Below are 20,296 nucleotides of genomic sequence, written 5' to 3'. Positions count from 1 at the left end.
CAGGATGAATTCATCCCGGCCATTAGCCAGGATGGAGCATTCTGTGCTGAGAAATGATTTGAAGTTAGGAGACGGTGCCAAATTGAGTAGAGAGGGGCAGGGTAATCGTAAAGGTAGAGCCCTTGCCCAATTGACTCTCTAAAGCAATTTTGCCTCGGTGGGCTTTGGTAAATGCTTTGACAATGGCGAGTCCTAAACCTGAACCGTCCGATTGGCGTTTGCCTAGCCGGGCAAAGCGATCAAAAATTCGCAGCTGTTCTTCTGGAGACATGCCTGTGCCGGTCGTGCATCAAACAATTGTGGGGTAGGTGAGTATGTCATCCCAATGCCAAGCTCGCGAGGCTAGATCAGCACGTTGTGCCGCCGTTGTTTTAAGCCGACTGTGTGTCCAAATCCAATTGAAATAGCTGACCACTAATCGAGCAGTGACTTTGGTTTGCGCCCACACTTTGCCAAATTTGTTCTGGCGTCGATGCCATCGACCACTGTGCTGTCGAATAATGCCATTGGTGCGTTCGAGTCGTTGAGTTCTGTCCTTGCCAATGTAATGGTCAATCTCCCAAGGCAACACTCTTTCGTACCCCCCCAATCGTCGCTATTCCAGTCCTTGCAATCGGTCTTACCTTCAGTGCTAGTCACCAGTTCATTCAATAATGAATCGGTGTGCTTGCCCACACGACACGAGAGGATCACGCCGCTTGTGTTTGCCAAGGTAATCGCCATCCAACAATCACCCATCTCTAGCTCATAGGGAAGACAGTGTTTTTGCTTTTTTTCACAAAGGACCACATTTCATCTGCACTGACATCCTCCGTTTCAACGGCTTGCACTTGGCCATTATGGAGTTGCTGAGATCGTTGGCTAGCAGCTCTTACTAGAGAGACTACAGTGTTGTAAGCCAGGCCACTGGTCCGAGTGATACCTCGAAGACTACTCCCTTCTGCATGGGCTTGGAGAACTTGTCGGACCTGCTCTGGACTCACCTGACGACGATAGTAAAGGGTATCAAAGCGTTCAGTAAAGGTCTGCTGGCACTCAGGACAACGGTATCGTTGAAGCATGTTGGGCATCTTGCCATGCTTGTGTGCTTTGGAATGACCGCATAGTGGGCATTGCATGGGTAGGTTAGAAGCTGAGCTGAGCCTCTAGTATACTCAACCCACAATTACTTGAGGCACGACCCCTGTGCCATTATCTTTGACCCAAAAAATCACTTGGGTCAGGGTTTGCTTACAGCCCAATTCAATCGTGCCGGTGGGGAGAGTGTGCTGGGTAGCGTTTCTGAGTAAATTCAGTAAGGCCCCCGTCAGTCGTTGACGATCCCCCATCATGGAGCCAGCACAGTCTAGCTTTACTTGCCAGTCACGGTCAGCTAGGGCCTGGGCTTTCGTAAATAGATCATGAGCAAATTGCTTGAGATCAATCATTTCGTATTGCAGAAAGTCTGGGCGCTCTGATTTCGTCAAGGCAATCATGTCATTGACTAAGCGCCCCATCCGATCTAGCTCATCCAGCACGAGTTCGATAGTTTCTTGCTGCTCTTTTGGGTCATCATCCATTAGTTCTAAGTGACCTCGAACAATCGTGATCGGGGTCCGTAGTTCATGGCCTGCATCATTGACGAAGCGGCGCTGGCTGTTAAAGCTGTCCTGCAGTCGGTCCATCATGGCGTTGAAAATTTGAGCCAGATCCGCCAATTCCCCTGAGCCCTGAGCCGATAGGCGTTGGGTTAGGTCTGATTCATTAATTTGACGAGCTGCGATCGCAAGTTCGCGTACCGGTTTGAGTAACCGTCCCGTGACAAACCATGCCAGACATAGGGAGAGCAACACCACCGCTCCCTCAATCATCACAAAGGTATAAACACTGGCTAAAGCTTCATTCTGTTCCCCCGCCGTTGCATGGGCGAGGACCATGATACCCAATTGTTCACCATCCACAATTAACGGTTCAGCTTTGTAGAGAACGGTGCCAATCTCAGGCAGGTCCGCCACCCACTCTCCCCGATTAAATTCAACTACATCTTCCCACTGCTGATACAGTTCAGACCCCGGTCGCATCGGCTTGAGTAATCGAGATGGATTGGAACGGTAAAAGTCTCCACCAATAATAAAAATAAAGAAGTTATCGTCTTCAGGGAGTTGATTGGCTAAAAAGTCATCCGCAAAAGATTCAAGATCTTCCAAGGTTTGATTGGGCTGTCGTTCCCAATTCATATAGGCGTCGTGAAATATTTCTTGAGCTTCACTCAAATCATTCCGTACGCGTAGGGACACCTGGTTCGTGATCAACGTTTGATACAGGGGAATGGCCAGTCCTGTAAACACCCCCAACAGCGAAACATACAGCAGCAAAATACGAGTACGGGTTTGCCGGAAGAATCTTGCTACAACCGAGCGTTTTCGCAGTTTCACGAGTGGTCATTTGGAGTCAATCACAAAAAGTCCTCTTCAAGATCGAGCCATTAGAAACGAAAAAGGGTGCGTAGAGTACCCGCCACAATGGGGGACCAATTCGGTGCTGCTTCTGGATGGGTGATCAAAACGATACCGGGGGTCAGGATAATTTGTTCATTTAACTGAATCTGGTAAAACGCTTCCAGATGCCAGGCGGATTGGGATTCCGTAATAACATGAGGGGGACGCCCCATGATCAGTCCCCACTGTGCGATCTCGGAATAAATTTTGACCACCTGTAAATTTTTCCGGGTTAACTTGCCAAGCCTGAGTTTTGGAGGTTTTACAATGGTTTCACTCCACTCAGATTGGAAGGCATCTCTTTTTGTCAAAGTCAAAATTGTACTCAGTGATGACTACGGCAATGTCTTACCAGCAAGTTTCGCCAGAAGAATAAGGGGATAAGCTAGTCTGGACGAGTAACTCGCGCCTTAACTGTACTGAGAACTGCGGAACTAAATGGCCAATAGCAGCAGCTCTGGCTCCCTCAAACCAATGCAGAGTAAGTGAACCCGGAATAATTTACAGGTGGACCATGACTTACCCGAAGTTCTGGAGACTGATTTGATAATCGCATATATGGATCGACTAAGTTCCGGTAAATCAGTGGGGTTGCCAATTCAACACATGACCTGAAATTTCAAAGACATCGACATCTATGATTTTCAGATGAACTACGCAGATTCCTTAAATCACATAGATATTTAATCTATCCAGGGAAAAGAAAAATAACTCAGTTGAAAGCCACCTAGAAGTCCGTCATTCTCGCATCTGAACTTACTCACTGGTCTTGTTTCATAGTAAGTAGTTCGAGTTGACAATATAACAATGCTTCACCCTATAACAACACTAAATTCTCCAACTATTAAAGACAGTCAACTAATAGGGGCTTCTCCCAGTACCATATCCATCATAGTTGTAGATGCAGAAGTGACTCTATCCCATGATTTACTGGCTAACCCGATTGAAGATGCAGAAGTTCATAATCTCAATGGGCAAGAAGATGGCATTGCACAAATACTATCTCTGCTCAAGCAGTATCAAAATCTTTCAAAGCTCATATTATTTTGCAAGGGAGCGTCCAATCGAATCGATCTGGGTACGACCTTTTTGAATGAGGCAAATCTTTGGATTTATGCTGACACGATTAGAGAATGGCGTAATTTTTTTACGCATGATGCAGAGATTCTAATTCATGGATGTGACCTGGCTACGACTCAAACGGGGCAAGCATTGGTCTCTTGGCTAGCATTTCTGACAAGAGCCTGTGTAAGAGTCGTATGAATCAGGCTAGCTATATTTATAGGAGACTGTCCAGAATTTTGTGTAAGCGGTCTAGAATCCTACAAACAAAGGAGACCGCACCATGCCCCGCAAGGAAAAAGAACCGAACCGCGTCGATGACTTGCTTGACGAACTATTAGAAGATTGCCGTAGCCCAGAAGATATCCTGGGCGAAACAGGCCTGATGAAGTAGCTCAAAAAGCGTTTAATCGAGCGTGCTCTAGCCGGTGAACTCACCCATCATCTCAAACGCGAAGCCTCAGACAAGGACACTTCCCCTAACAGTCATAACGGCAGTTCAAAGAAGACCGTCCAGTCCGATGATGGCGAATTGGAGCTATCCATTCCCAGAGACCGCAACAGTAGCTTCGAGCCTCTCTTGGTGCCGAAGCACCAGCGCCGCATCGCCGGACTCGATGAGAAGATCCTGGCGCTCTATGCCAGAGGCAACAGTACCCGTGACATCAGCACTCAACTCGAAGAACTTTATGGCGGTGCAAAGATTTCAGCAGCCGTCATCAGCGAGGTTATCGAAAGCGTCAGCGAAGACGTTAAAGCATGGCAGTCAAGGCCCCTTGATGAGGTCTACCCGATTGTCTATCTCGATGCTTTGTACGTGAACATCAAGGTCTCAGGCCGGGTGAGTAAGCGCGCCGTTTACGTGGTGCTCGGTATTGACCGCGAAGGCGATAAACAACTACTCGGCCTGTGGGTCGGTGAAGCCGAAAGCGAAGGGGCGAAGTTCTGGTTGAAAGTCCTCACCGATCTTAAAAACAGAGGCTTGAAAGATATGCTGATCGCCTGTTGTGATGGTCTCAAAGGCTTTCCACAAGCGATTGAAGCTGTCTATCCGCTTACGCAGGTGCAGCTATGCATCGTACATCTGATGCATAGCTGCATGAAGTACGTGCCGTGGAAAGACAGAAAAGCCATTGTCGCTGACCTCAAGCCGATCTACCAAGCGGCTACACTAGCCGAGTCAGAAGCGGCGCTTGATGCCTTTGCTCAAAAGTGGGATGAGGTCTATCCAGCCATCAGTCAGGTGTGGATTCGCCACTGGGAAAATGTGATTCCGATTTTTGACTACCCCATGGAGATTCGCCGGGTCATCTACACCACCAACGCTATTGAGTCCCTCAACTGCTCTCTGCGTAAAGTTATCAAGACGAAGGCGGTCTTCCCTAGCGAAGATGCTGTTTTCAGACTGATGTATCTGGCGATGAACAACATCGCTAAGAAGTGGAACAGGCCGATTAAAAATTGGAGAGCTGCTCTGTCACACTTTGCTATCCTGTTCCCAGAACCCTTTGCCCTTTAAGAAAAAAGCGCTTACACAAAATTATGATCACTCTCAATGAATCAGTGCCTCACTATTTCACTGAGCAAGACAGAAAATAAATTGGCCTATCTTTATGACTCAGCTAGATTTCGCTGGATGATCTCTAATAATTCAGAAAATTGAAACGGCTTACTGATAAAGTCATTCGCTCCAGAGGCCAACGCCAACTCATCTTGGTCAACAAAGGCGGTAATCACAATAATCGGCGCAATGAACCCCTGGCGACGTAAAGTTTGGAGCACAGTCCAACCACTAATGATGGGCAGCCCCAAATCCAATAAAACAATATCAAATGTTGCCAGATTGGCTTGTGCTAACGCCTGCTGACCATCAGTGGCAACTATCGATTGATAGCCATGCTTCAGCAGCCCCTTTTCTACAAAACGGGCTATGCGCTCTTCATCTTCAACTAGGAGAACCCGCTTCATACAAATTAGATATTTTGCGTCAGTGACAATACTCCAGTTAGGCCGAAGCATTACAAAGTGTATCTATATGAAGCTAGCTCAAACAGCGAATGAAAAACATGAGAATGTTCTCATTTGATTCGTTGATTCTATGTCTTTAACCGATACCCAACCCCGCGCACGGTCTCAATGAGCGAGTTGCCTAGCTTTTTACGCAAATAGCCAACATAGACATCAACAATATTTGATCCTGGATCGTAGTCGTATCCCCATACCCGATCCAGAAGTTGCTGGCGACTGAGCACCTGACCCGGATGTCGGAAAAACGTTTCTGCAAGAATAAATTCTCTGGCAGGTAGCTCAATCCACTGATCATCTACTTTGGCTTTGCGAGTTCGTAGATCCAGCACCACATTATAAGCCGTCATCACCATAGGCTCTGTAGTGGTTCCACTCGTTACCGTTCTCAACCGGACTCTGACCCTTGCCAATAGTTCTTCAAACCGAAATGGCTTGGTCATGTAATCATCCGCTCCACCTTCAAGACCAGACACTTTATCTTGAATATCATCTCTGGCGGTCAAAATGATGACAGGGAGTACAGACCCCTGGCCGCGTAAATCAGCTAGGATCTCAAGTCCATCTTTACCAGGCAATCCTAAATCTAGTAGCAGTAGATCAAAATCATCACTCAAAGCCAAAGATAAGGCTGCATGGGCATCTCCCACCGTATTGGTGGTGTATCCATGGCTTTTGAGACCTTTTTCAATGAAGGATGCAATTCGAGGTTCATCCTCTGCAATCAGAATGTGGGCCATCGAATAGAAGACCGTTATTTATTAACGACTATGCTGACGATCATAATCATTGATAGAGTTCCTCGACAATGAGGAATATCATTTCTCCTCACAAGTGCCACAGGTCAATGACAATTCTTGGCGTCTACATATCACTCACTGATGAATGGCCAGTTGCTATTCTCACAGGATTTCAAACTCTCCAAATTCGCCTACAGGGAGTTCATCAATTTCAACCCCGTCAACCTCTGCTGCAGGAGGTCCCTGTTTAAACCACTCCATCATAATGTCCACTTGCCTGCGTTCTCCTTCTGTCATGGCTTCAACACGCCCATCAGCCAAGTTTCGTACCCACCCAACAAGTCCAAGGGATCGAGCTTTATCTCTTGTACTGTAACGATAGCCTACCCCTTGGACTTTGCCTGAAATCACTGCTCTAAGAAGCTGTTTGAAAAGTTGTTTTACCCCTTGTATCTCTCATCGAGAGGGGTTTTAAGGTAAAGGGGTCTACCAGGAGACCCCAAAATGACACGACTAGCATACGACACTGACTTAACCGATGCCCAGTGGGAAATATTAAAACCCTATATTCCTGATGCCAAACCGGGTGGACGCCCGCGCAGTATTGATATGCGAGAGGTTTTGAATGGGATTTTTTACTTGGTTGCCAACGGGATTAAGTGGCGTGCAATGCCCCATGATTTCCCGAAATGGCAAAGCACATACACCTATTTTCGGGCTTGGGAGGACGACGGAACCTGGGAGAAGCTCAATACTGCATTGCGCACACAGATTCGCCTTCAATCAGGTCGTAATGCACTCCCCAGTGCAGGGAGTGTCGATAGCCAATCGGTCAAGACTGCCAGTGGCGGACAAGACATCGGGTTTGATGGGGGAAAGAAAGTCAAAGGACGCAAACGCACCATTTTGGTCGATACGATGGGGTTAGTGCTGGGGGTCTGTGTCCATAGTGCGAAACGTTCTGACCATGACGGAATGACCTTACTGGCAACGTTCTACGCCGCTTTTTGGAGTTGTCTCCAAGTGATTTGGGTGGATAGTACCTTTGCAGGTAAAGACTTTATGGCCTGGGTTGGCCAGCAGTTTGGTTGGACACTAGAGCACCTCAAACGCACCAGCGATGAACCAGGTTTTACAGTCATTCCGAAGCGCTGGGTTGTCGAACGCACCTATGCCTGGTTCGGTCATTATCGACGCTTGAGTAAGGATTATGAATTTTTGCCAACCACTAGCGAAATGATGATCTTTGCCGCTATGGTTCATTTGATGGTTCGTCGATTAGAGCCTCAAACTTAAGCTGGGTAGACTGTCTTTTTACTTTTCAAACAGCTTCTAAGGCAAATTACATTTGACATTTTGATTAGTAAATTATGAATTCATCGTCAACACAAATAATAGGAAATAGTAGCACTTCAAAATCCAAGTAAATTTTTCTAGGATTGAATTAAGGAGAATGGCCATTCCTTTCAGAAATATAGAGCTTTTCAGATTTTTTATAAAAATTACACGTGAGCCGTCCTTTTTAGTTCAATCTATCAAAATACCTATAGATCCGATAAAAACTAAATTAGAGCATAAAGCCTCATATTTGATTTTTTTCTCTTAAATTTTTCTTATTTTATTTCACTGTCTATGTATATTTAATTTTTGTTAGAATTTTCGTCTACAGTCTATAAATTGAATAAAAGAGAGTGCATATCATATCAGTAGCTGTTGCTACTGGTTTATCCAGCAATACAGCCGAAATATAAGTCTTTCGCCAGGAGAAATAATTGAGAATATTTTGTATTAAGGAAAGATATTTCCGTAATGCCCAAAAGGCAAAAGTCAATAAATTTGCTCTAACAGCGTAATATCTTTACTAAACACTGATATATATATGGATTTGTATCGATTTTTATAATTTTCTCTAAAAGAAAAAAAGTCGATCCGGTTTGAGTCATTTAAATCTCTGTTGGAATCTACTTTAATGCAATCAAAAACATCAGTTCTAGAACAAAATCCTATTGTGAAAGAACCTCCTCGCTTAGACATCATTGGCTCCAAGGTAACGGCAGCCCCATTTGATGCCCTAACGGATGTGATTTTAGATTGGGCAAGGCAACGGCTGAGTAAATATATTTGTGTGGCAAACACACATATGCTGGTAGAAGCTCACCAAAGGCCCAGTTTCGGAGAAATCGTTCAACAAGCTGATGTTGTTACACCCGATGGCATGCCCTTAGTTTGGATGCTGAGACTGATGGGAGCTAAGAACCAAGATAGAGTGGCTGGACTAGATCTTTTGCAAACCCTTTGCCACAAAGCAGAGAAGGAAAAGGTTAGTGTCTACTTTTTAGGATCGATGGATCTCATTCTCCAAAAAATGAGAAGCCGTTTACAGTCGGAATATCCTGATTTAGTCATCGCCGATATGGAACCTTTACCGTTTAGACCCCTAACCCTAGAAGAGGATAAATCATTAATTCAGCGGGTCAATGGGAGTGGAGCTGGCTTAGTGATGATTGCCCTTGGATGCCCCAAACAGGAATGTTGGATGGCAGCTCATAAAGACCAAATTAACGCAGTCATGATTGGTCTAGGTGGCGCTTTCCCAGTATATGCAGGCATTCAGCACCGAGCAAAAGGCTGGGTAAGACATATGGGGATGGAGTGGTTTTATCGCTTAATCCAAGAACCTAAAAGATTATGGAAACGCTATGCCACATCAATCCCCATGTTCATTTACTTAGCTATCAAACAAATCTGCTATCGCTGTGTCAGTTTCGTATTTGGGTGACCTAATAGGATGGGTTGTATATTTCTAACAAGCTAAAACAAAGGGTAATTACAAGAAAACGGGCGCTTACCCGTTATATTCTGTAGCGATTTGAATGTCTAAGCTTTCTCGGTTTACAGTCACTGACAGTAAGTTGGGACGACAACAGACCTGGCAGTCCTCTACGTAAGACTGTCTAAATCCTGCACTGATATCGATGAACGTGGTGTTAAATTCTCCACAAAAGGCACATTGGTAGTCTGATGTCGTTTCCATGAATCAGATCGGTATCCTCTCAGATGCTTTATTTGTCCTACCTAAGCTTACTGTGGATGGAGAATGAGCAGTGGACCATAAAACGTATAGATTTTCTTGATTGTGTTAGGCAACTTGCACTTCTAAAGGGTTAGATGCTTCTTGTTCCAGCCATTCGAAAGCGGAGTTGAGTTGATTGATGCTGATCAACCCATGTTGCCAAAGCACCATATGAAGTTGTCCTCTTGTGGGATCTTGACGGCGAAGAGCAACATTGAGTTCTGCATTCGAAATTGCTAGATCATTTTGGAGGAAATTAATAAATTTTTGCTGAAGTGAAGATGACATGATCACGCAATCCAAGAAAGAAAAGAGTATTAGTTTGATGGAGTTTGAGGAAGTCTCCCTTACTTGCCTCAATCAGATCGCAACGGTAGCTGGTTAGTAACTATAGTGCCAACCCAGCCAGGATTAGCTAACGGTAGAAATACTGAAGTCTATGGATTTCAAGGTTTTTTCCGTATAACTATGGAGAGAGTTGGGGGCGCAAACTAGTCCATTTCCGTATATCTGAGGAAAGGGGATTTAATCATTTTCAAACGAACACCCACTTTTTAGATCATTGCTTTTTTTATTACATCACCAAAAACAAAATAATTTATATTTTCTAAATGTTTAAGGATTCTCAGCAAGGTTTAAAAAACAGGAGATTTTCGTTTATACATCCACGACAGAATAAGCCATCCAATAATGATGACTGGGCCTTCGATACTCAATAATCCGTTCAGGCTATGCCCTTTGAACAGGAGTTGAAATCATGCTTGAAGATCAATTCTGAGGAGAAATGATGAGACTCCAGATTACCCTGATCATTCATGACACTGTTACCCAGTTTTGAACCTGGCCATGAAAGTGGTTGATATTAAACAAATAAGGACTCCCCATTTGACTCAATCAGTCATCAAGCATCCAATCAGTAGGTTTTGTGGGGCAAGGGTAGATTGTTCGCTGAATTCATGAGTCATAATTCTCAGGAGATTCCTGAATTACTTTAAGATGGCTTAACTTATTTCTCAGGGAACCTTCAGTTCCCAGGCCTACCTTGGCAAATAGGAGGTTTCCTCAACCCTAGTTGACCTAAATGGCAATACAGTTGGGAAAAATCTATTCAATGTAGTCACTCGGTTTGGATGATGTTAGATCAAGTTGAAATACCATCTCTGCGCATGCCTAAAAGCCTGGAGTCTTTGATCCAGCTGATTCGCGAACAATCTCATATAACGCCTCAAATTGCCTGTCAATGTATGCAGGATGCCAATATCCAAGCTGAAGATCTGATGTTATGGGCAGATTTTGACCACCCCTTAGCAGATAGCTATGGTCGGCATTTAGTTTATGACGGGGGGCATTTTGAAATCATGGTGATGTCCTGGGCACCTGGTGACTTCAGTGCCTTCCATGATCACGGTTCAGCACAATGGGGAGCGGTCCAATCTTTTGGTCAAGCCGAACATAGCGTATATCACTTTGAAAATAATCTTCTGACCACTCAAGCCATCATGCCGTTTAACGCTGGAACAGTTATTCCAGTGGATCATGATTTGATTCATCAAATGGGCAACCCTAGCCAGCAGCCTTTGCTTAGTTTGCATGTGTATGGCACTGAGTTTCCCCAAGCAGCTATTACAGGTAGTGCCAGAATTTTTGATTTATTTGCAGGCAATATTCAATTCACCGATGGAGGTGTCTTTTTCTGCCTACCAGAGGAACTTATTACCCGTAAAATTGAGGGTCTGAAAGGCGATCACCAAACGACCTTGCGCCACCACCAACAGATGCTGGCCCGGATACAGCGTATGGAGGAGCCTCTTTCTGCTCAACTTCAGCAAGTGGCCCAAGAACTCCGCACCCAGATTCATGGCTTACTGGGCTAGTTCTAGCTCTGATGTATCCGTTCAACTCAATAAATTGCCAACATCGAACTCTATGTTCAATCCCAAATTCTTGTTGGTGTTGTCTCGGGCGTTGCGATCCCTGGGGACACCCTTGATTGCATTCCTACTCCTTAATGCCCCCGATTTAGCTGGGGATGTTATGCATCCCATTTCCTTCTGTAACGTGCTGTTTTTAGGCAATCTTTGTGCTGCACTGGTGGTGCTCTCTCGATTTGGTTGGAAATCAATTTGGCAAGATTGGCAGCGACTGCACCATCGGGTTCGCCTGGGGCTAGTGATTAATGGCTGTTTGGCAGTGGTCTTGTCTGCGTTGATTTTTCTGGCATTGATGGATACGAGTGTTACCAACACGGTGCTATTGGGCCGACTTGGACCCGTGATTTATGCCTTGGCAGGAGCACTTTTTTTTCGACAAAAGATTACCAAGGCAGAATGGATGGGATTTTCCCTGATTGGGAGTGGTGTTATTGCTCTAGCGCTTCAACAAAACCAGTTTCAGTTCTCCCATGGCGATCTACTGATCATTGCTTCTTCATTTATTTATGCCCTCTCTGCTTTAGTCAGCAAGATATTGTTGTCTAATTCTTCAAGTCTGCGAGTAGTGGTTTTTACCCGGAATGCATTTGCGGCGGTAGTATTCTTTGCGATCGCAATCAAGTTATTTGGCCCCCATCACTTCATCGACATCTTTTCGGGGCAGCTATGGCTGATCATGTTGATTTATTCCCTGTTCGTCATTGTGATTTCTCAATTTGCCTGGTTTGCCGCTCTCAAACAGCTTGATTCTCAAACGGTAGCCCGGTGGACCATTCTCTCCCCCGTTTTTGGCATAGGCTATGCCTTTGTCCTCAATGGAGAACGTCCTTCCCAAGCCCAAGGCATCGCCTTCTTGATCATCATGGCAGGGGTTCTAATTTCTAATGTCAGAAAAAAACAGCCCAAAGGACTCCCCGAAGGTGGAGAAAACAGTTTATCTGCAGCCTAACCCTATAAGAAAAACCCCGACTATGAAACTTCTTTGTATCTGCGATCCATCCCTCTATACATCCCCCTTGCAGGATGTACCGACGACATACCAATATTTTGCCCAGCATGATCAGATTGAACTGTTTCATGCCCCTGCAGAATGGGTGAATGATCCGCATCAAGTTCAGGCAGCGGTGGTGCCTCAGTTCCTCACTTATGATCAGTTTTTACAGTTAGATACATTGCCTCGCGCTCGCTATGCACTATCTGAATTTGATTTAGTATTCTGCCGTCGACTAAAGCCATTCCCTCCTGGTTATCTCGATATTTTGGGTCAGTGGTCCCAGCAAGTGCGGTTTGTGAATGACCCGGTGAGTAAGCAGGAGCAAATGCAGCCTGACTTTCTAGCTAAAATTGCTGGGCCATATATTCCTGATACCTTGATTACAAGCGGGTTCGAGGAGGCTTACCGTTTCCTGGAACAGCATCAAACAATTGTGGCGAAACGGTCCAATAGCTGTGGGGGGAGAGGTGTTTTCAAAATTTGGCGAGAAGCGGGCCAATTTTGGGTGGATAATTCCTTGACAGGAACTCGCGATTTTTCCACCTTTGAACGAGTGATGGGATATTTAATGGGTAACGTCCCTGAGCCTCTACAGCTCGTGCGGTATTTAGAGAATGTCACGGCGGGTGATAAGCGGGTGGTGGTTGTAAATGGTGAAATTTATGGGGCCTATTTACGGCAATCGCGGACGGGCTACTGGGTCAATAACGTCAGCGTGGATGGCGACTGTGCCCTAGCTGAGGTTACGCCCGAAGAACAAGAAGCGATTGCCGGAACCGTGGGAGCATATTGCGATCGCAACCTTCATACCCTGGGATACGACTTTTTGCTAGACAATGACGGCATCTGGAAAATCAGCGAAATCAATGCTGGCAACATTGGTGGCTTTGCTCGCTTGCAAACTTTAACGGGAAAACCCATCTGCGATCGCTTAACGAACTGGATGCTGGACTATGCCCGCAACCTCAAGCCCTCGGAACGAGCTTAAAGTCATGCGTCTTGAAGGAAAGAGGCCTCATCTTTGAGCAGACCTTTCAGTTCTTCATAGGGAATGAGAATCTCAGTTGGACCCATCACATAGGGGCTAATTTCATAAGTGTTAAAAAAGAAGATCAAGCCCTTGCTCCCCAGGGCAAAATTGGTATTCACCTTAAACTGGCCGTTTTCAAACCAAAATCCAACTTGACTCAAACTTGTGTTGGCATCTAGTTCCCTGACTTTTCGAAAATGCTTTTCTGCGATCCTATTCAGCTTTGGAGCATATCCTTCCACCAATAAATCTGACAGCTGAATTTGCTTTCCTGTGCTCGGATCATAGTTCCAATAGGTCCGACTAGAATTGGGATGGGCTCCACCGGTATACCAGTAATGAGAATACTGAAGACTCAATAACTTGGGCCGATTTTGTAGTATTTCTACCGTCTTCTCGTCTGCCCAAACTCCCTGGTGAGGATACTCCCGACTTGCCTTTTCGTAGTCCCGAAGGAACTTAGCCATTGCTACCTCAATGCTTTTTGGGGCATTTTCTGGTGAGGCTGACCGCAGCAAGAACTGTTTAATATTCCTATTAATCGCATCTATGGCAACCGATGAAGATTTAGCTTCAAACCGGGGATAGCTTACCTTGATCTGGGTACAGGGTGTTTTGGGTAATTGGGCACAGCGGCCATCTGTTTCGACCCGTTCATTGACCGTAAAGGGAATTGCATCGCCTTGTTGGGGCAAAACAGGATTGGCAACCCCGTGACTGGCATTGAGAACAGTTACTAGCCCTAAGATCCCACTGACCCAAGCCTTGCTCGGCTTATTCATCGCTCAATTCCCTAAAGTCACCTGTATTGCCACATTAGCCTAGCCGTCTAATGTGCTGCTGTGACTTAGGTCAAGACATTTATAGAATTCGATTATCACTACTCGGATAATATTCGTTTTTGAAAGTCCAAAGATTTTTTGGGATCTGGAATCTGTTGAGCCAAGGCATTCACGAAATCCATCAGCCGCAAATTAGGGTTTTTGGTGAGGGTGCGATCGCAAATCAAGGATGCAATGGGACCAATGATTTCAGCTAACTGCTGTCGACAATAGGCAATTTCAAATTCATCTAAATGAATAGGAAGCGTGGGTGCCGATGAAATAGGTGAAATAAAAGGGTTATTTTGCACCCCATTTGAGGTGGCATAAGGGATGCTGGCAGGGTTGGTTGGGCCGGGAGCAGCTGCCCCATTTTCCATGGGCGGCACGAGAGTGCCAATCGAAGACTGATTAATCAACTCTGTAGGCCGATAGCTCAGTTGTACAACCGTTGCATCGTGGTCAGGTGCTCTTAAGGATGTTCTTAACCGATCCAAATAATGATGAATGTAATGTAGTAAATAGCCAGAAGGAACATCCTGGGATCGAATGAGTAAAAAAATGTCCTGAAGGCACTGGGTAAGGATTAAATAACCTTCGAGAGCTTGAATCGTTACCCAATCGACCGCATTCCAGTGGCATTGCTCACTCACACACCCTGCTAACTGCAACATTGAACCCGCCATAATGCTGGTTGAAGTTTCAGAAAGACCAATGGGCTGGGTCAGGAGCTGTCCTTGCGGAGAAACCATTACCGCGCCTTGAATCTCAGTAGAGGCAGAAACAAAGTCGTCTAGTAATGTCTCAATCGTTACCTTATTCATTCAGTTTTTTAGGTCCATTCAAATCAGAATTTTGGACCTATTTCCCCCTTATAGCTATCTAACTCGTTTTGGAAAAATTTGCAAATGATTAGGTAAAAATTTTCCATTTCATGGCTTCTTTCGTGAACGATCGCAAACCTGCCAGGTATACACCTGAAGGGATATAGAGTATCCGTCACTATCATATAGTTTTATTTTTTTGTTTTCAAAGTATCTTTATTGTCTAAATTTGCCTCTATAGCATGGCCTTAGATGATGCAGGGCTATTTGTTTTTGGTAGATATAGTATTAAGACTAAAATTTGGCATCTAAATAGTATTGATTTGTAGATTTTAATTATTTTTAGAATCTTCACCTAATAGAAATATTTATAGTAATGTACTGGATTACTGTCAGCTCGCTTTTAGCATTTTAATTAGATGCTTTCTAGCCGAATCGAGTAATGGTATGCTGCCTCAATGACGATATAGTAAAACTATGATCTGAGTGCAGTAGTCTAGACCGAAATGATTAAGCATAAAGTCGTAATGTTGGGAATGTGGGGCGTTGGTAAGACTAGCTTGGTCCAACGTTTTGTCAATAGTATTTATGATGATAGATACCACTCAACCCTTGGAGTTAAGGTAGATAAAAAAGTAATCTTACTGGGCGAAGAACAAGTCACACTTTTGCTATGGGATATTGCAGGAGCAGAAGATCAGTTTTCTGTCCCTCTTCATTATTTACATGGAGCATCAGGATATTTAATTGTGATCGATGGGACACGAAAAGCTTCCCTCGAATGTGCTCTGGAACTTGTAAAAATGGTTGAAGAAAATTTAGGCCAGGTTCCCTATGTACCCATCATCAATAAGTCTGACTTAACTTGGGAGGTTAGCCGAGATGAGGTGGTTTATCACTTGGGTCAAGGAAGACGTGTGTTTGAAAGTAGTGCTAAAACTGGAGACCAAGTTGAAGATGCCTTTCTAGAATTGGCGCGAGCATTGTAAAAGATGCCTAGAGATCAATGATGGTTTCTGCCCTAGCCAGCTCAAAATTTAGCCCTGTCTGTTTACTTTTTCGTTGTAATGTTTCATCGAGCCAATTGCGCTCCGACCAGTCACGGTTTGGATCATGATGGCCAATATAGGTCTGTTTGACCCGACATCGTGTGGCCATATCCAATACATCTTCAATGCAGCTATGCCCCCAATCTAATCGTGAAACACCATGGGGAGAGCCAACACCTAGGTCTCCGTCATACTCAACTCTTAAAAATTGACCATCCCGATACAAAATATCAGCATCCATGCTGTGTTGGCATAATCGTTCTTCAGCCTCTAAGCTAGCGATTTGTAATGGATGATCGGACTCTTGACCTCGGCGGAGCTCATGATCAGTACAAAAAATAAAGACTTTGCCGCCCCGTTCAACTCGATAGGCTAAGCAAGGGCTGGGGTGAAACACTTCGAAGGGCTGTAGAATCGTCTCACCCAGATGAATGGGATGACCTAGGTCTTGATATTGGTCGACGAATTTGTCTGGGGTATCCGCAGGTGGATCAACCTGAAAATCTCGAATCTCCCAAGAATGAAACTGCGCAGGCATCAATTCATAACTTAGGGGCGTTTGTACCCCTTTGAGCCGATAATCCACCTGGTGAGAAAAGATGCCTAATATTTGATCGAGCGCTTGGAGATATTGGCGATTGGCATATACATGAATATGGTTACGAGGGTCAAAGCAAACGGCGGCCTGGTCAAATCCTTCAGTATGGTCAAAGTGAGAGTGGCTTCCAAATATATAGAGGTGACGGTTAATTCCTGAGGGATGGTCTGTGGAGAGCAAAGATTGTTCTTTCTCCTCTGTTTCCCACTTCTGCATAATATCCTTGGCACAAATCCGAAATCCAGTGCCGCAGTCCAAAACGATATCGTATTTATCTGCAGTTTCTATCCGGATACAGGTCGTCCAACCTCCATAAATGCGTGCTTGAGAAAATTCCAAACGGTTTCGATAGGCTGCAAGAGTTGCTTTATTGAGGGGGCCACCCAGTAGTTCTTCTACGGTCGTATTTAAACGACCATCTGGCCCAGCCCGTTTTTGTAGATCTTCAAATACCTGCTTGAGTAAATCTTGATCCGTCAGGGCTTGATAAGCCCTTCGTTCTTGAAAAGAAGGGTAGATTGAGCCACTTCCTTGCACACCATAAAAGTGAATTCTCAGATTTTCAATATCGCTCATGGCCGTAGTTTATCCAGATGGCACTGAGGGTTTGGATGAAAGACTGTTCTTAGTCTGGAGGGTATAGGAAAAGAATGCTAGCAATTTATATTCGGCCCTAACTTATCGAGAGATTATTTCAGATCTCAGTCTTTAAGTCAGGACAGGAGTACAAACTTGCATCCTAATCTAAGACCTCTAGGCTTCAAGAGAGCCCATCAGCATCCACAGAATTTACTTTCATTGTATTGAAACTTACTCAATATTTGGAGAGTACTTTACTCATTTAAGTCCTCTAGAATTTCGAAGATGAATGATTCGCTTCCAGCATTTAAGGTGTGCTTTTGGCCAGGATATAAGCCGTATAGGTTCCTCTCAATTCTTCAACGATTGTTTGTCTGGTAGCCATAGGCATGGTTGGGTAAGTCTGGCTATGACTAAAAAATCAGAGAGCAAGAAAAAATCTTGCTCTCTGGTAGTAGATGGTTAGTATCAGCCCGAAATCGAGCTTTTTCTAAGATTTTAAGGTTCTAAGCAGGAACAGCTAACAACTGATCAGCTTGCTTAACCGTTTCAAAGAAAAAGGCAGCATTTTCTTCTGGTGTAGTTGGTAGAATGCCATGACCGAGGTTCATGATGTGGCCTTTTTTGCCAGCTTTGCGAATCGTATCTAAAATGCGATCGCGAATGAAATCCTGAGACCCAAATAGCACGCCCGGATCCATATTCCCCTGCACATGCAGGTTTGGCCCTAAGCGCTTACGGGCATCCGCCATATCTACGGTCCAATCCACACTGATGATATCTGCACCAGCCTGAGCCATCCGCTCTAGCAAGCCAGCACTACCGCTAGCCAAGAGAATTAAGGGGGTATCCGGGTGAGTTTCTTTCACCTGACGAAAAACCCGCTGTTGGTAGGGAAGAGCAAAGGTTTCAAAGTCAATGGGACTCAGCTGACCGGCCCAAGAATCAAACATTTGAACAACCTGTGCACCACAATCAATTTGGTGGCACATATAAGTTGCGATCGCATCCGAGATCTTCTCCAAAAACGCATGAAGAATGGCCGGATCATCAAAAGCCATTCCCTTAATAATGGAGTAATGCTTGGAGCCTTTACCTTCTATCGCATAGGCCGCTAAAGTCCAAGGCGCACCCACAAATCCTAGAACCGTCGATTGATTACCCACTTCTTGCCGCAGGGCAGTTAAAATTTGGCGAATAAACGGTAATGACTCATCCGGTTCCAAAGCATGGAGATGATTCACCTGTTCCATGGTCCGGATCGGATCTTCGATGATCGGTCCCTTACCTTCAGCAACATCCATTTTGATGCCGATTCCAGGCAATGGCGTAACAATATCAGAAAAGAGAATTACCCCATCCGGCTGAAAGGAGCGCCAAGGCTGTAGGGAGATCTCGATCGCCACCTCAGGAATCTCAGAGCGTTCCCGAAAAGAAGGATACTTTTCTCGCAGGTCTCGGTAGGCCTTCATATATCGACCCGCCTGTCGCATCATCCATACGGGGGGACGATCCAATACTTCCCCACGGGCAGCCCGCAAAAGACGTGGGACATCTTGGGTAGATCCAGCCATCTGTACGTTTTACTCCTAACTTAGTCAAAGGCAAGGGAACCCAATTACATCCATCACTTAATCCGAAAGCAATGGGTACCCTACCGCTTCAATCTGCTTGCTGGATCTAGTTTAGGATTAATTGGCTACATTTTTTGGATTTGAGTGGCGGTAAGCAAAGAAGTCTACCCGATAATCTGAAATCGTTACGCCTGCCCGCTCCTCGATTTGAGCAATCAATTCCGGGGGTAATTCAACTTGAATATCAATAATTTGATCGGTATCTAGACAATTAATATGGCTATGAGAATGACTTAAGTTGCCATATAAGCGTCCATCTGATCGCTCCACACATTCAATAATTCCTTGCTGGGACAAAGCCTCTAAATTCTGGTAAACCGATGTATGGCCAATCTCTTTACCCACCTGATTCAGCCGATCATAGATTTGTCGAGCAGAGAGATGTTCTTCTCCTTGCCAAAGCAACTCCAAAATAGACCGCCGTTGCCGACTCAGCCGCATGCCCAAACTTTGGCATTGGTCAATCGCCTCTTCTAGGGAAGTGATTGGTTTGGCGGGGGTTTCAGGCTCAACGTCCAACACTCGGTACATCCCAACACTAAACAACGATTTCGAGCTTTAATGGGTCAAGGTAAACCTAAACAAACAAAATTCAGTCAAGCTAGATATCATCTGTGTTTGACAGCCAGTCATACTCAACTCAAGCCCAATAGCACAGACGGAACTGAGCCGCATTGCCATTCTTCTCTATCATACCTAAACCCGAACCGATTCCGTTTTATCGCCCTTTCACACCCCTTTCAAACTGATCCAGACTATGACCGAAACGATTGCCATCAACGCGACTCATATTGACAGCCTAGACTTATCACCCATCCGTCCTCTTTTGGAAACTTGGCTTACCAAAGACATTTTGGCCCATGAGCAAGAAGTAAAATTTCAAATTGACTATCCCCAACCGGCTGATGCCCCGCAAGAATGGTCCGAGATCCCAGAAGTGCGCTTATGGTTTATTCGCTTAGACAGTCTTTATCCTTGGTTACCGTTACTGCTGGACTGGCGTTCTGGTGAATTAGTCCGCTATGTTGCCATGCTCGTTCCTCACCAGTTCAGCGAAAAAGAAGGCATTCTCTTCAATCCCCAAGCCTTGGATATTTTAATGATGCATAAGGTCTTCGTGATCACCCGCTGGCTCCGATCCTTAGGGCATGATAGTAATACCAAAGTCATACAAATGGCGGAGATGTTTGGCTATGAGCTGGACAACACCATTTTTGATCTGATCCAAGCTCATCCTGACTAAGGACTAGTAACTATCACCATCGCTAGCAGTTTGCAGCCCTAGCTGACGATTGGCTTGGTTGAGACGCTCTGCAATGGCTTCTCGCCATTGCAAACTTACCTCGGGGTCCGCCAAAATATCTTGAGCCATCTGACGATATCGTGCGCTACTCACTTTATCGACTTGCTCAAGCAAATTGAGATTGTCATAAACGGTTTGTGGAGAAGGTTTCATGTC

General features: G+C 45.0%; 22 protein-coding genes and 2 pseudogenes. 9 read left to right on the top strand and 15 right to left on the bottom strand.

Annotated elements, in window-relative coordinates; all coding sequences use genetic code 11:
- Positions 1-64: 64 nt before the first annotated feature.
- The 4 genes and pseudogenes from I1H34_RS13080 to I1H34_RS32160 all read right to left on the bottom strand — a co-directional run bounded on the left by I1H34_RS13080 (position 65) and on the right by I1H34_RS32160 (position 2,794).
- Complete coding sequence (locus I1H34_RS13080; RefSeq protein ID WP_249370097.1) at positions 65-271, bottom strand: ATP-binding protein; 207 nt, start codon at positions 269-271, stop codon at positions 65-67.
- A gap of 18 nt (positions 272-289) precedes the next feature.
- Positions 290-1,118 (bottom strand): annotated as a pseudogene (locus I1H34_RS13075) (IS1 family transposase).
- A gap of 36 nt (positions 1,119-1,154) precedes the next feature.
- Positions 1,155-2,414, bottom strand: a complete 1,260-nt coding sequence (locus tag I1H34_RS13070) for a sensor histidine kinase (protein ID WP_249370095.1) — start codon at positions 2,412-2,414, stop codon at positions 1,155-1,157.
- A 50-nt stretch (positions 2,415-2,464) separates the two neighbouring features.
- The gene (locus I1H34_RS32160; protein WP_249370093.1) at positions 2,465-2,794 is read right to left on the bottom strand and encodes a carbohydrate porin; all 330 of its coding nucleotides are present in this window, start codon (positions 2,792-2,794) and stop codon (positions 2,465-2,467) included.
- 592 nt (positions 2,795-3,386) lie between these two features.
- Between I1H34_RS32160 and I1H34_RS13060 the strand changes: the two genes are divergently transcribed.
- Complete coding sequence (locus tag I1H34_RS13060; protein WP_249370091.1) at positions 3,387-3,740, top strand: DUF4347 domain-containing protein; 354 nt, start codon at positions 3,387-3,389, stop codon at positions 3,738-3,740.
- An 82-nt stretch (positions 3,741-3,822) separates the two neighbouring features.
- A pseudogene (locus I1H34_RS13055) lies at positions 3,823-5,058 on the top strand (IS256 family transposase).
- Between the two features lie 92 nt (positions 5,059-5,150).
- Here the strand turns inward: I1H34_RS13055 and I1H34_RS13050 are convergent.
- The 3 genes from I1H34_RS13050 to I1H34_RS13040 form a co-directional block, all read right to left on the bottom strand.
- Complete coding sequence (locus I1H34_RS13050; protein ID WP_212665991.1) at positions 5,151-5,507, bottom strand: response regulator transcription factor; 357 nt, start codon at positions 5,505-5,507, stop codon at positions 5,151-5,153.
- Positions 5,508-5,635: 128 nt separating this feature from the next.
- Positions 5,636-6,304, bottom strand: coding sequence for a response regulator transcription factor (locus I1H34_RS13045; protein ID WP_212665990.1), 669 nt, complete (start codon positions 6,302-6,304; stop codon positions 5,636-5,638).
- A 162-nt stretch (positions 6,305-6,466) separates the two neighbouring features.
- Positions 6,467-6,715 carry an acylphosphatase gene (locus tag I1H34_RS13040; RefSeq protein ID WP_249370089.1) on the bottom strand — a complete coding sequence of 83 codons (249 nt, stop codon included), beginning with the start codon at positions 6,713-6,715 and terminating at the stop codon, positions 6,467-6,469.
- Between the two features lie 93 nt (positions 6,716-6,808).
- On the opposite strand from I1H34_RS13040, the gene I1H34_RS13035 reads away from it, so the two are divergent.
- Together I1H34_RS13035 and I1H34_RS13030 are read left to right on the top strand one after the other, a co-directional pair.
- Complete coding sequence (locus I1H34_RS13035; protein WP_212665146.1) at positions 6,809-7,600, top strand: IS5 family transposase; 792 nt, start codon at positions 6,809-6,811, stop codon at positions 7,598-7,600.
- A gap of 673 nt (positions 7,601-8,273) precedes the next feature.
- Positions 8,274-9,083 carry a WecB/TagA/CpsF family glycosyltransferase gene (locus tag I1H34_RS13030; protein WP_212665989.1) on the top strand — a complete coding sequence of 270 codons (810 nt, stop codon included), beginning with the start codon at positions 8,274-8,276 and terminating at the stop codon, positions 9,081-9,083.
- A gap of 66 nt (positions 9,084-9,149) precedes the next feature.
- Here the strand turns inward: I1H34_RS13030 and I1H34_RS13025 are convergent, their stop codons facing one another.
- On the bottom strand, positions 9,150-9,338 hold the full coding sequence (locus tag I1H34_RS13025) for a CPXCG motif-containing cysteine-rich protein (RefSeq protein ID WP_212665988.1): 189 nt from the start codon (positions 9,336-9,338) through the stop codon (positions 9,150-9,152).
- A gap of 105 nt (positions 9,339-9,443) precedes the next feature.
- Positions 9,444-9,665: a DUF2949 domain-containing protein gene (locus tag I1H34_RS13020; RefSeq protein WP_212665987.1), complete on the bottom strand. Its 222-nt coding sequence runs from the start codon at positions 9,663-9,665 to the stop codon at positions 9,444-9,446.
- Between the two features lie 878 nt (positions 9,666-10,543).
- Here I1H34_RS13020 and I1H34_RS13015 point away from each other — a divergent pair.
- From I1H34_RS13015 to I1H34_RS13005, 3 genes are read left to right on the top strand one after another with little or no spacing between them, the layout of a single operon-like run.
- Positions 10,544-11,251: a cysteine dioxygenase gene (locus tag I1H34_RS13015; RefSeq protein ID WP_249370087.1), complete on the top strand. Its 708-nt coding sequence runs from the start codon at positions 10,544-10,546 to the stop codon at positions 11,249-11,251.
- Positions 11,252-11,303: 52 nt separating this feature from the next.
- The gene (locus I1H34_RS13010; protein WP_212665986.1) at positions 11,304-12,257 is read left to right on the top strand and encodes a DMT family transporter; all 954 of its coding nucleotides are present in this window, start codon (positions 11,304-11,306) and stop codon (positions 12,255-12,257) included.
- A gap of 22 nt (positions 12,258-12,279) precedes the next feature.
- Complete coding sequence (locus I1H34_RS13005) at positions 12,280-13,290, top strand: ATP-grasp domain-containing protein (protein WP_212665985.1); 1,011 nt, start codon at positions 12,280-12,282, stop codon at positions 13,288-13,290.
- 2 nt (positions 13,291-13,292) lie between these two features.
- Here I1H34_RS13005 and I1H34_RS13000 read toward each other — a convergent pair whose 3' ends face one another.
- Together I1H34_RS13000 and I1H34_RS12995 are read right to left on the bottom strand one after the other, a co-directional pair.
- Positions 13,293-14,114, bottom strand: a complete 822-nt coding sequence (locus I1H34_RS13000) for a DUF3298 and DUF4163 domain-containing protein (RefSeq protein WP_212665984.1) — start codon at positions 14,112-14,114, stop codon at positions 13,293-13,295.
- 98 nt (positions 14,115-14,212) lie between these two features.
- A complete protein-coding gene (locus I1H34_RS12995) occupies positions 14,213-14,977 on the bottom strand; it encodes a roadblock/LC7 domain-containing protein (protein ID WP_212665983.1) in 765 nt (254 codons plus the stop codon).
- Positions 14,978-15,483: 506 nt separating this feature from the next.
- Between I1H34_RS12995 and I1H34_RS12990 the strand changes: the two genes are divergently transcribed.
- Positions 15,484-15,966 (top strand): Rab family GTPase, encoded by a 483-nt coding sequence (locus I1H34_RS12990; protein WP_212665982.1) that lies wholly within the window; start codon positions 15,484-15,486, stop codon positions 15,964-15,966.
- 7 nt (positions 15,967-15,973) lie between these two features.
- On the opposite strand, the gene I1H34_RS12985 is transcribed toward I1H34_RS12990, so the two are convergent.
- From I1H34_RS12985 to I1H34_RS12975, 3 genes are all read right to left on the bottom strand, one after another.
- A complete protein-coding gene (locus I1H34_RS12985; RefSeq protein WP_212665981.1) occupies positions 15,974-17,200 on the bottom strand; it encodes an MBL fold metallo-hydrolase in 1,227 nt (408 codons plus the stop codon).
- 509 nt (positions 17,201-17,709) lie between these two features.
- Positions 17,710-18,777, bottom strand: a complete 1,068-nt coding sequence (gene hemE, locus I1H34_RS12980; protein ID WP_212665980.1) for a uroporphyrinogen decarboxylase — start codon at positions 18,775-18,777, stop codon at positions 17,710-17,712.
- Positions 18,778-18,894: 117 nt separating this feature from the next.
- Positions 18,895-19,368, bottom strand: coding sequence for a Fur family transcriptional regulator (locus I1H34_RS12975; protein ID WP_212665979.1), 474 nt, complete (start codon positions 19,366-19,368; stop codon positions 18,895-18,897).
- Between the two features lie 226 nt (positions 19,369-19,594).
- Between I1H34_RS12975 and I1H34_RS12970 the strand changes: the two genes are divergently transcribed.
- Positions 19,595-20,080 carry a CRR6 family NdhI maturation factor gene (locus tag I1H34_RS12970; RefSeq protein ID WP_212665978.1) on the top strand — a complete coding sequence of 162 codons (486 nt, stop codon included), beginning with the start codon at positions 19,595-19,597 and terminating at the stop codon, positions 20,078-20,080.
- 3 nt (positions 20,081-20,083) lie between these two features.
- On the opposite strand, the gene I1H34_RS12965 is transcribed toward I1H34_RS12970, so the two are convergent.
- Positions 20,084-20,293, bottom strand: coding sequence for a hypothetical protein (locus I1H34_RS12965; protein WP_212665977.1), 210 nt, complete (start codon positions 20,291-20,293; stop codon positions 20,084-20,086).
- Between the last annotated feature and the right edge of the window lie 3 nt (positions 20,294-20,296).

The organism is Acaryochloris marina S15, from assembly GCF_018336915.1.
GTDB lineage: Bacteria > Cyanobacteriota > Cyanobacteriia > Thermosynechococcales > Thermosynechococcaceae > Acaryochloris > Acaryochloris marina_A.
Note: the sequence above shows the minus strand (reverse complement) of the source record. Positions and strands in the feature narration are given on the sequence as shown.

Excerpts from the sequence above, each read along its gene's own strand:
- I1H34_RS13045 (WP_212665990.1), bottom strand. The coding sequence starts at position 6,304 with ATGGCCCACATTCTGATTGCAGAGGATGAACCTCGAATTGCATCCTTC.
- I1H34_RS13005 (WP_212665985.1), top strand. The coding sequence starts at position 12,280 with ATGAAACTTCTTTGTATCTGCGATCCATCCCTCTATACATCCCCCTTG.
- I1H34_RS12985 (WP_212665981.1), bottom strand. The coding sequence starts at position 17,200 with ATGAGCGATATTGAAAATCTGAGAATTCACTTTTATGGTGTGCAAGGA.
- I1H34_RS12975 (WP_212665979.1), bottom strand. The coding sequence starts at position 19,368 with ATGTACCGAGTGTTGGACGTTGAGCCTGAAACCCCCGCCAAACCAATC.
- I1H34_RS12970 (WP_212665978.1), top strand. The coding sequence starts at position 19,595 with ATGACCGAAACGATTGCCATCAACGCGACTCATATTGACAGCCTAGAC.
- I1H34_RS13025 (WP_212665988.1), bottom strand. The coding sequence starts at position 9,338 with ATGGAAACGACATCAGACTACCAATGTGCCTTTTGTGGAGAATTTAAC.
- hemE (WP_212665980.1), bottom strand. The coding sequence starts at position 18,777 with ATGGCTGGATCTACCCAAGATGTCCCACGTCTTTTGCGGGCTGCCCGT.
- I1H34_RS13030 (WP_212665989.1), top strand. The coding sequence starts at position 8,274 with ATGCAATCAAAAACATCAGTTCTAGAACAAAATCCTATTGTGAAAGAA.
- I1H34_RS13035 (WP_212665146.1), top strand. The coding sequence starts at position 6,809 with ATGACACGACTAGCATACGACACTGACTTAACCGATGCCCAGTGGGAA.
- I1H34_RS13000 (WP_212665984.1), bottom strand. The coding sequence starts at position 14,114 with ATGAATAAGCCGAGCAAGGCTTGGGTCAGTGGGATCTTAGGGCTAGTA.
- I1H34_RS13050 (WP_212665991.1), bottom strand. The coding sequence starts at position 5,507 with ATGAAGCGGGTTCTCCTAGTTGAAGATGAAGAGCGCATAGCCCGTTTT.
- I1H34_RS12990 (WP_212665982.1), top strand. The coding sequence starts at position 15,484 with ATGATTAAGCATAAAGTCGTAATGTTGGGAATGTGGGGCGTTGGTAAG.
- I1H34_RS13020 (WP_212665987.1), bottom strand. The coding sequence starts at position 9,665 with ATGTCATCTTCACTTCAGCAAAAATTTATTAATTTCCTCCAAAATGAT.
- I1H34_RS12965 (WP_212665977.1), bottom strand. The coding sequence starts at position 20,293 with ATGAAACCTTCTCCACAAACCGTTTATGACAATCTCAATTTGCTTGAG.
- I1H34_RS13080 (WP_249370097.1), bottom strand. The coding sequence starts at position 271 with ATGTCTCCAGAAGAACAGCTGCGAATTTTTGATCGCTTTGCCCGGCTA.
- I1H34_RS13015 (WP_249370087.1), top strand. The coding sequence starts at position 10,544 with ATGCCTAAAAGCCTGGAGTCTTTGATCCAGCTGATTCGCGAACAATCT.
- I1H34_RS12995 (WP_212665983.1), bottom strand. The coding sequence starts at position 14,977 with ATGAATAAGGTAACGATTGAGACATTACTAGACGACTTTGTTTCTGCC.
- I1H34_RS13010 (WP_212665986.1), top strand. The coding sequence starts at position 11,304 with ATGTTCAATCCCAAATTCTTGTTGGTGTTGTCTCGGGCGTTGCGATCC.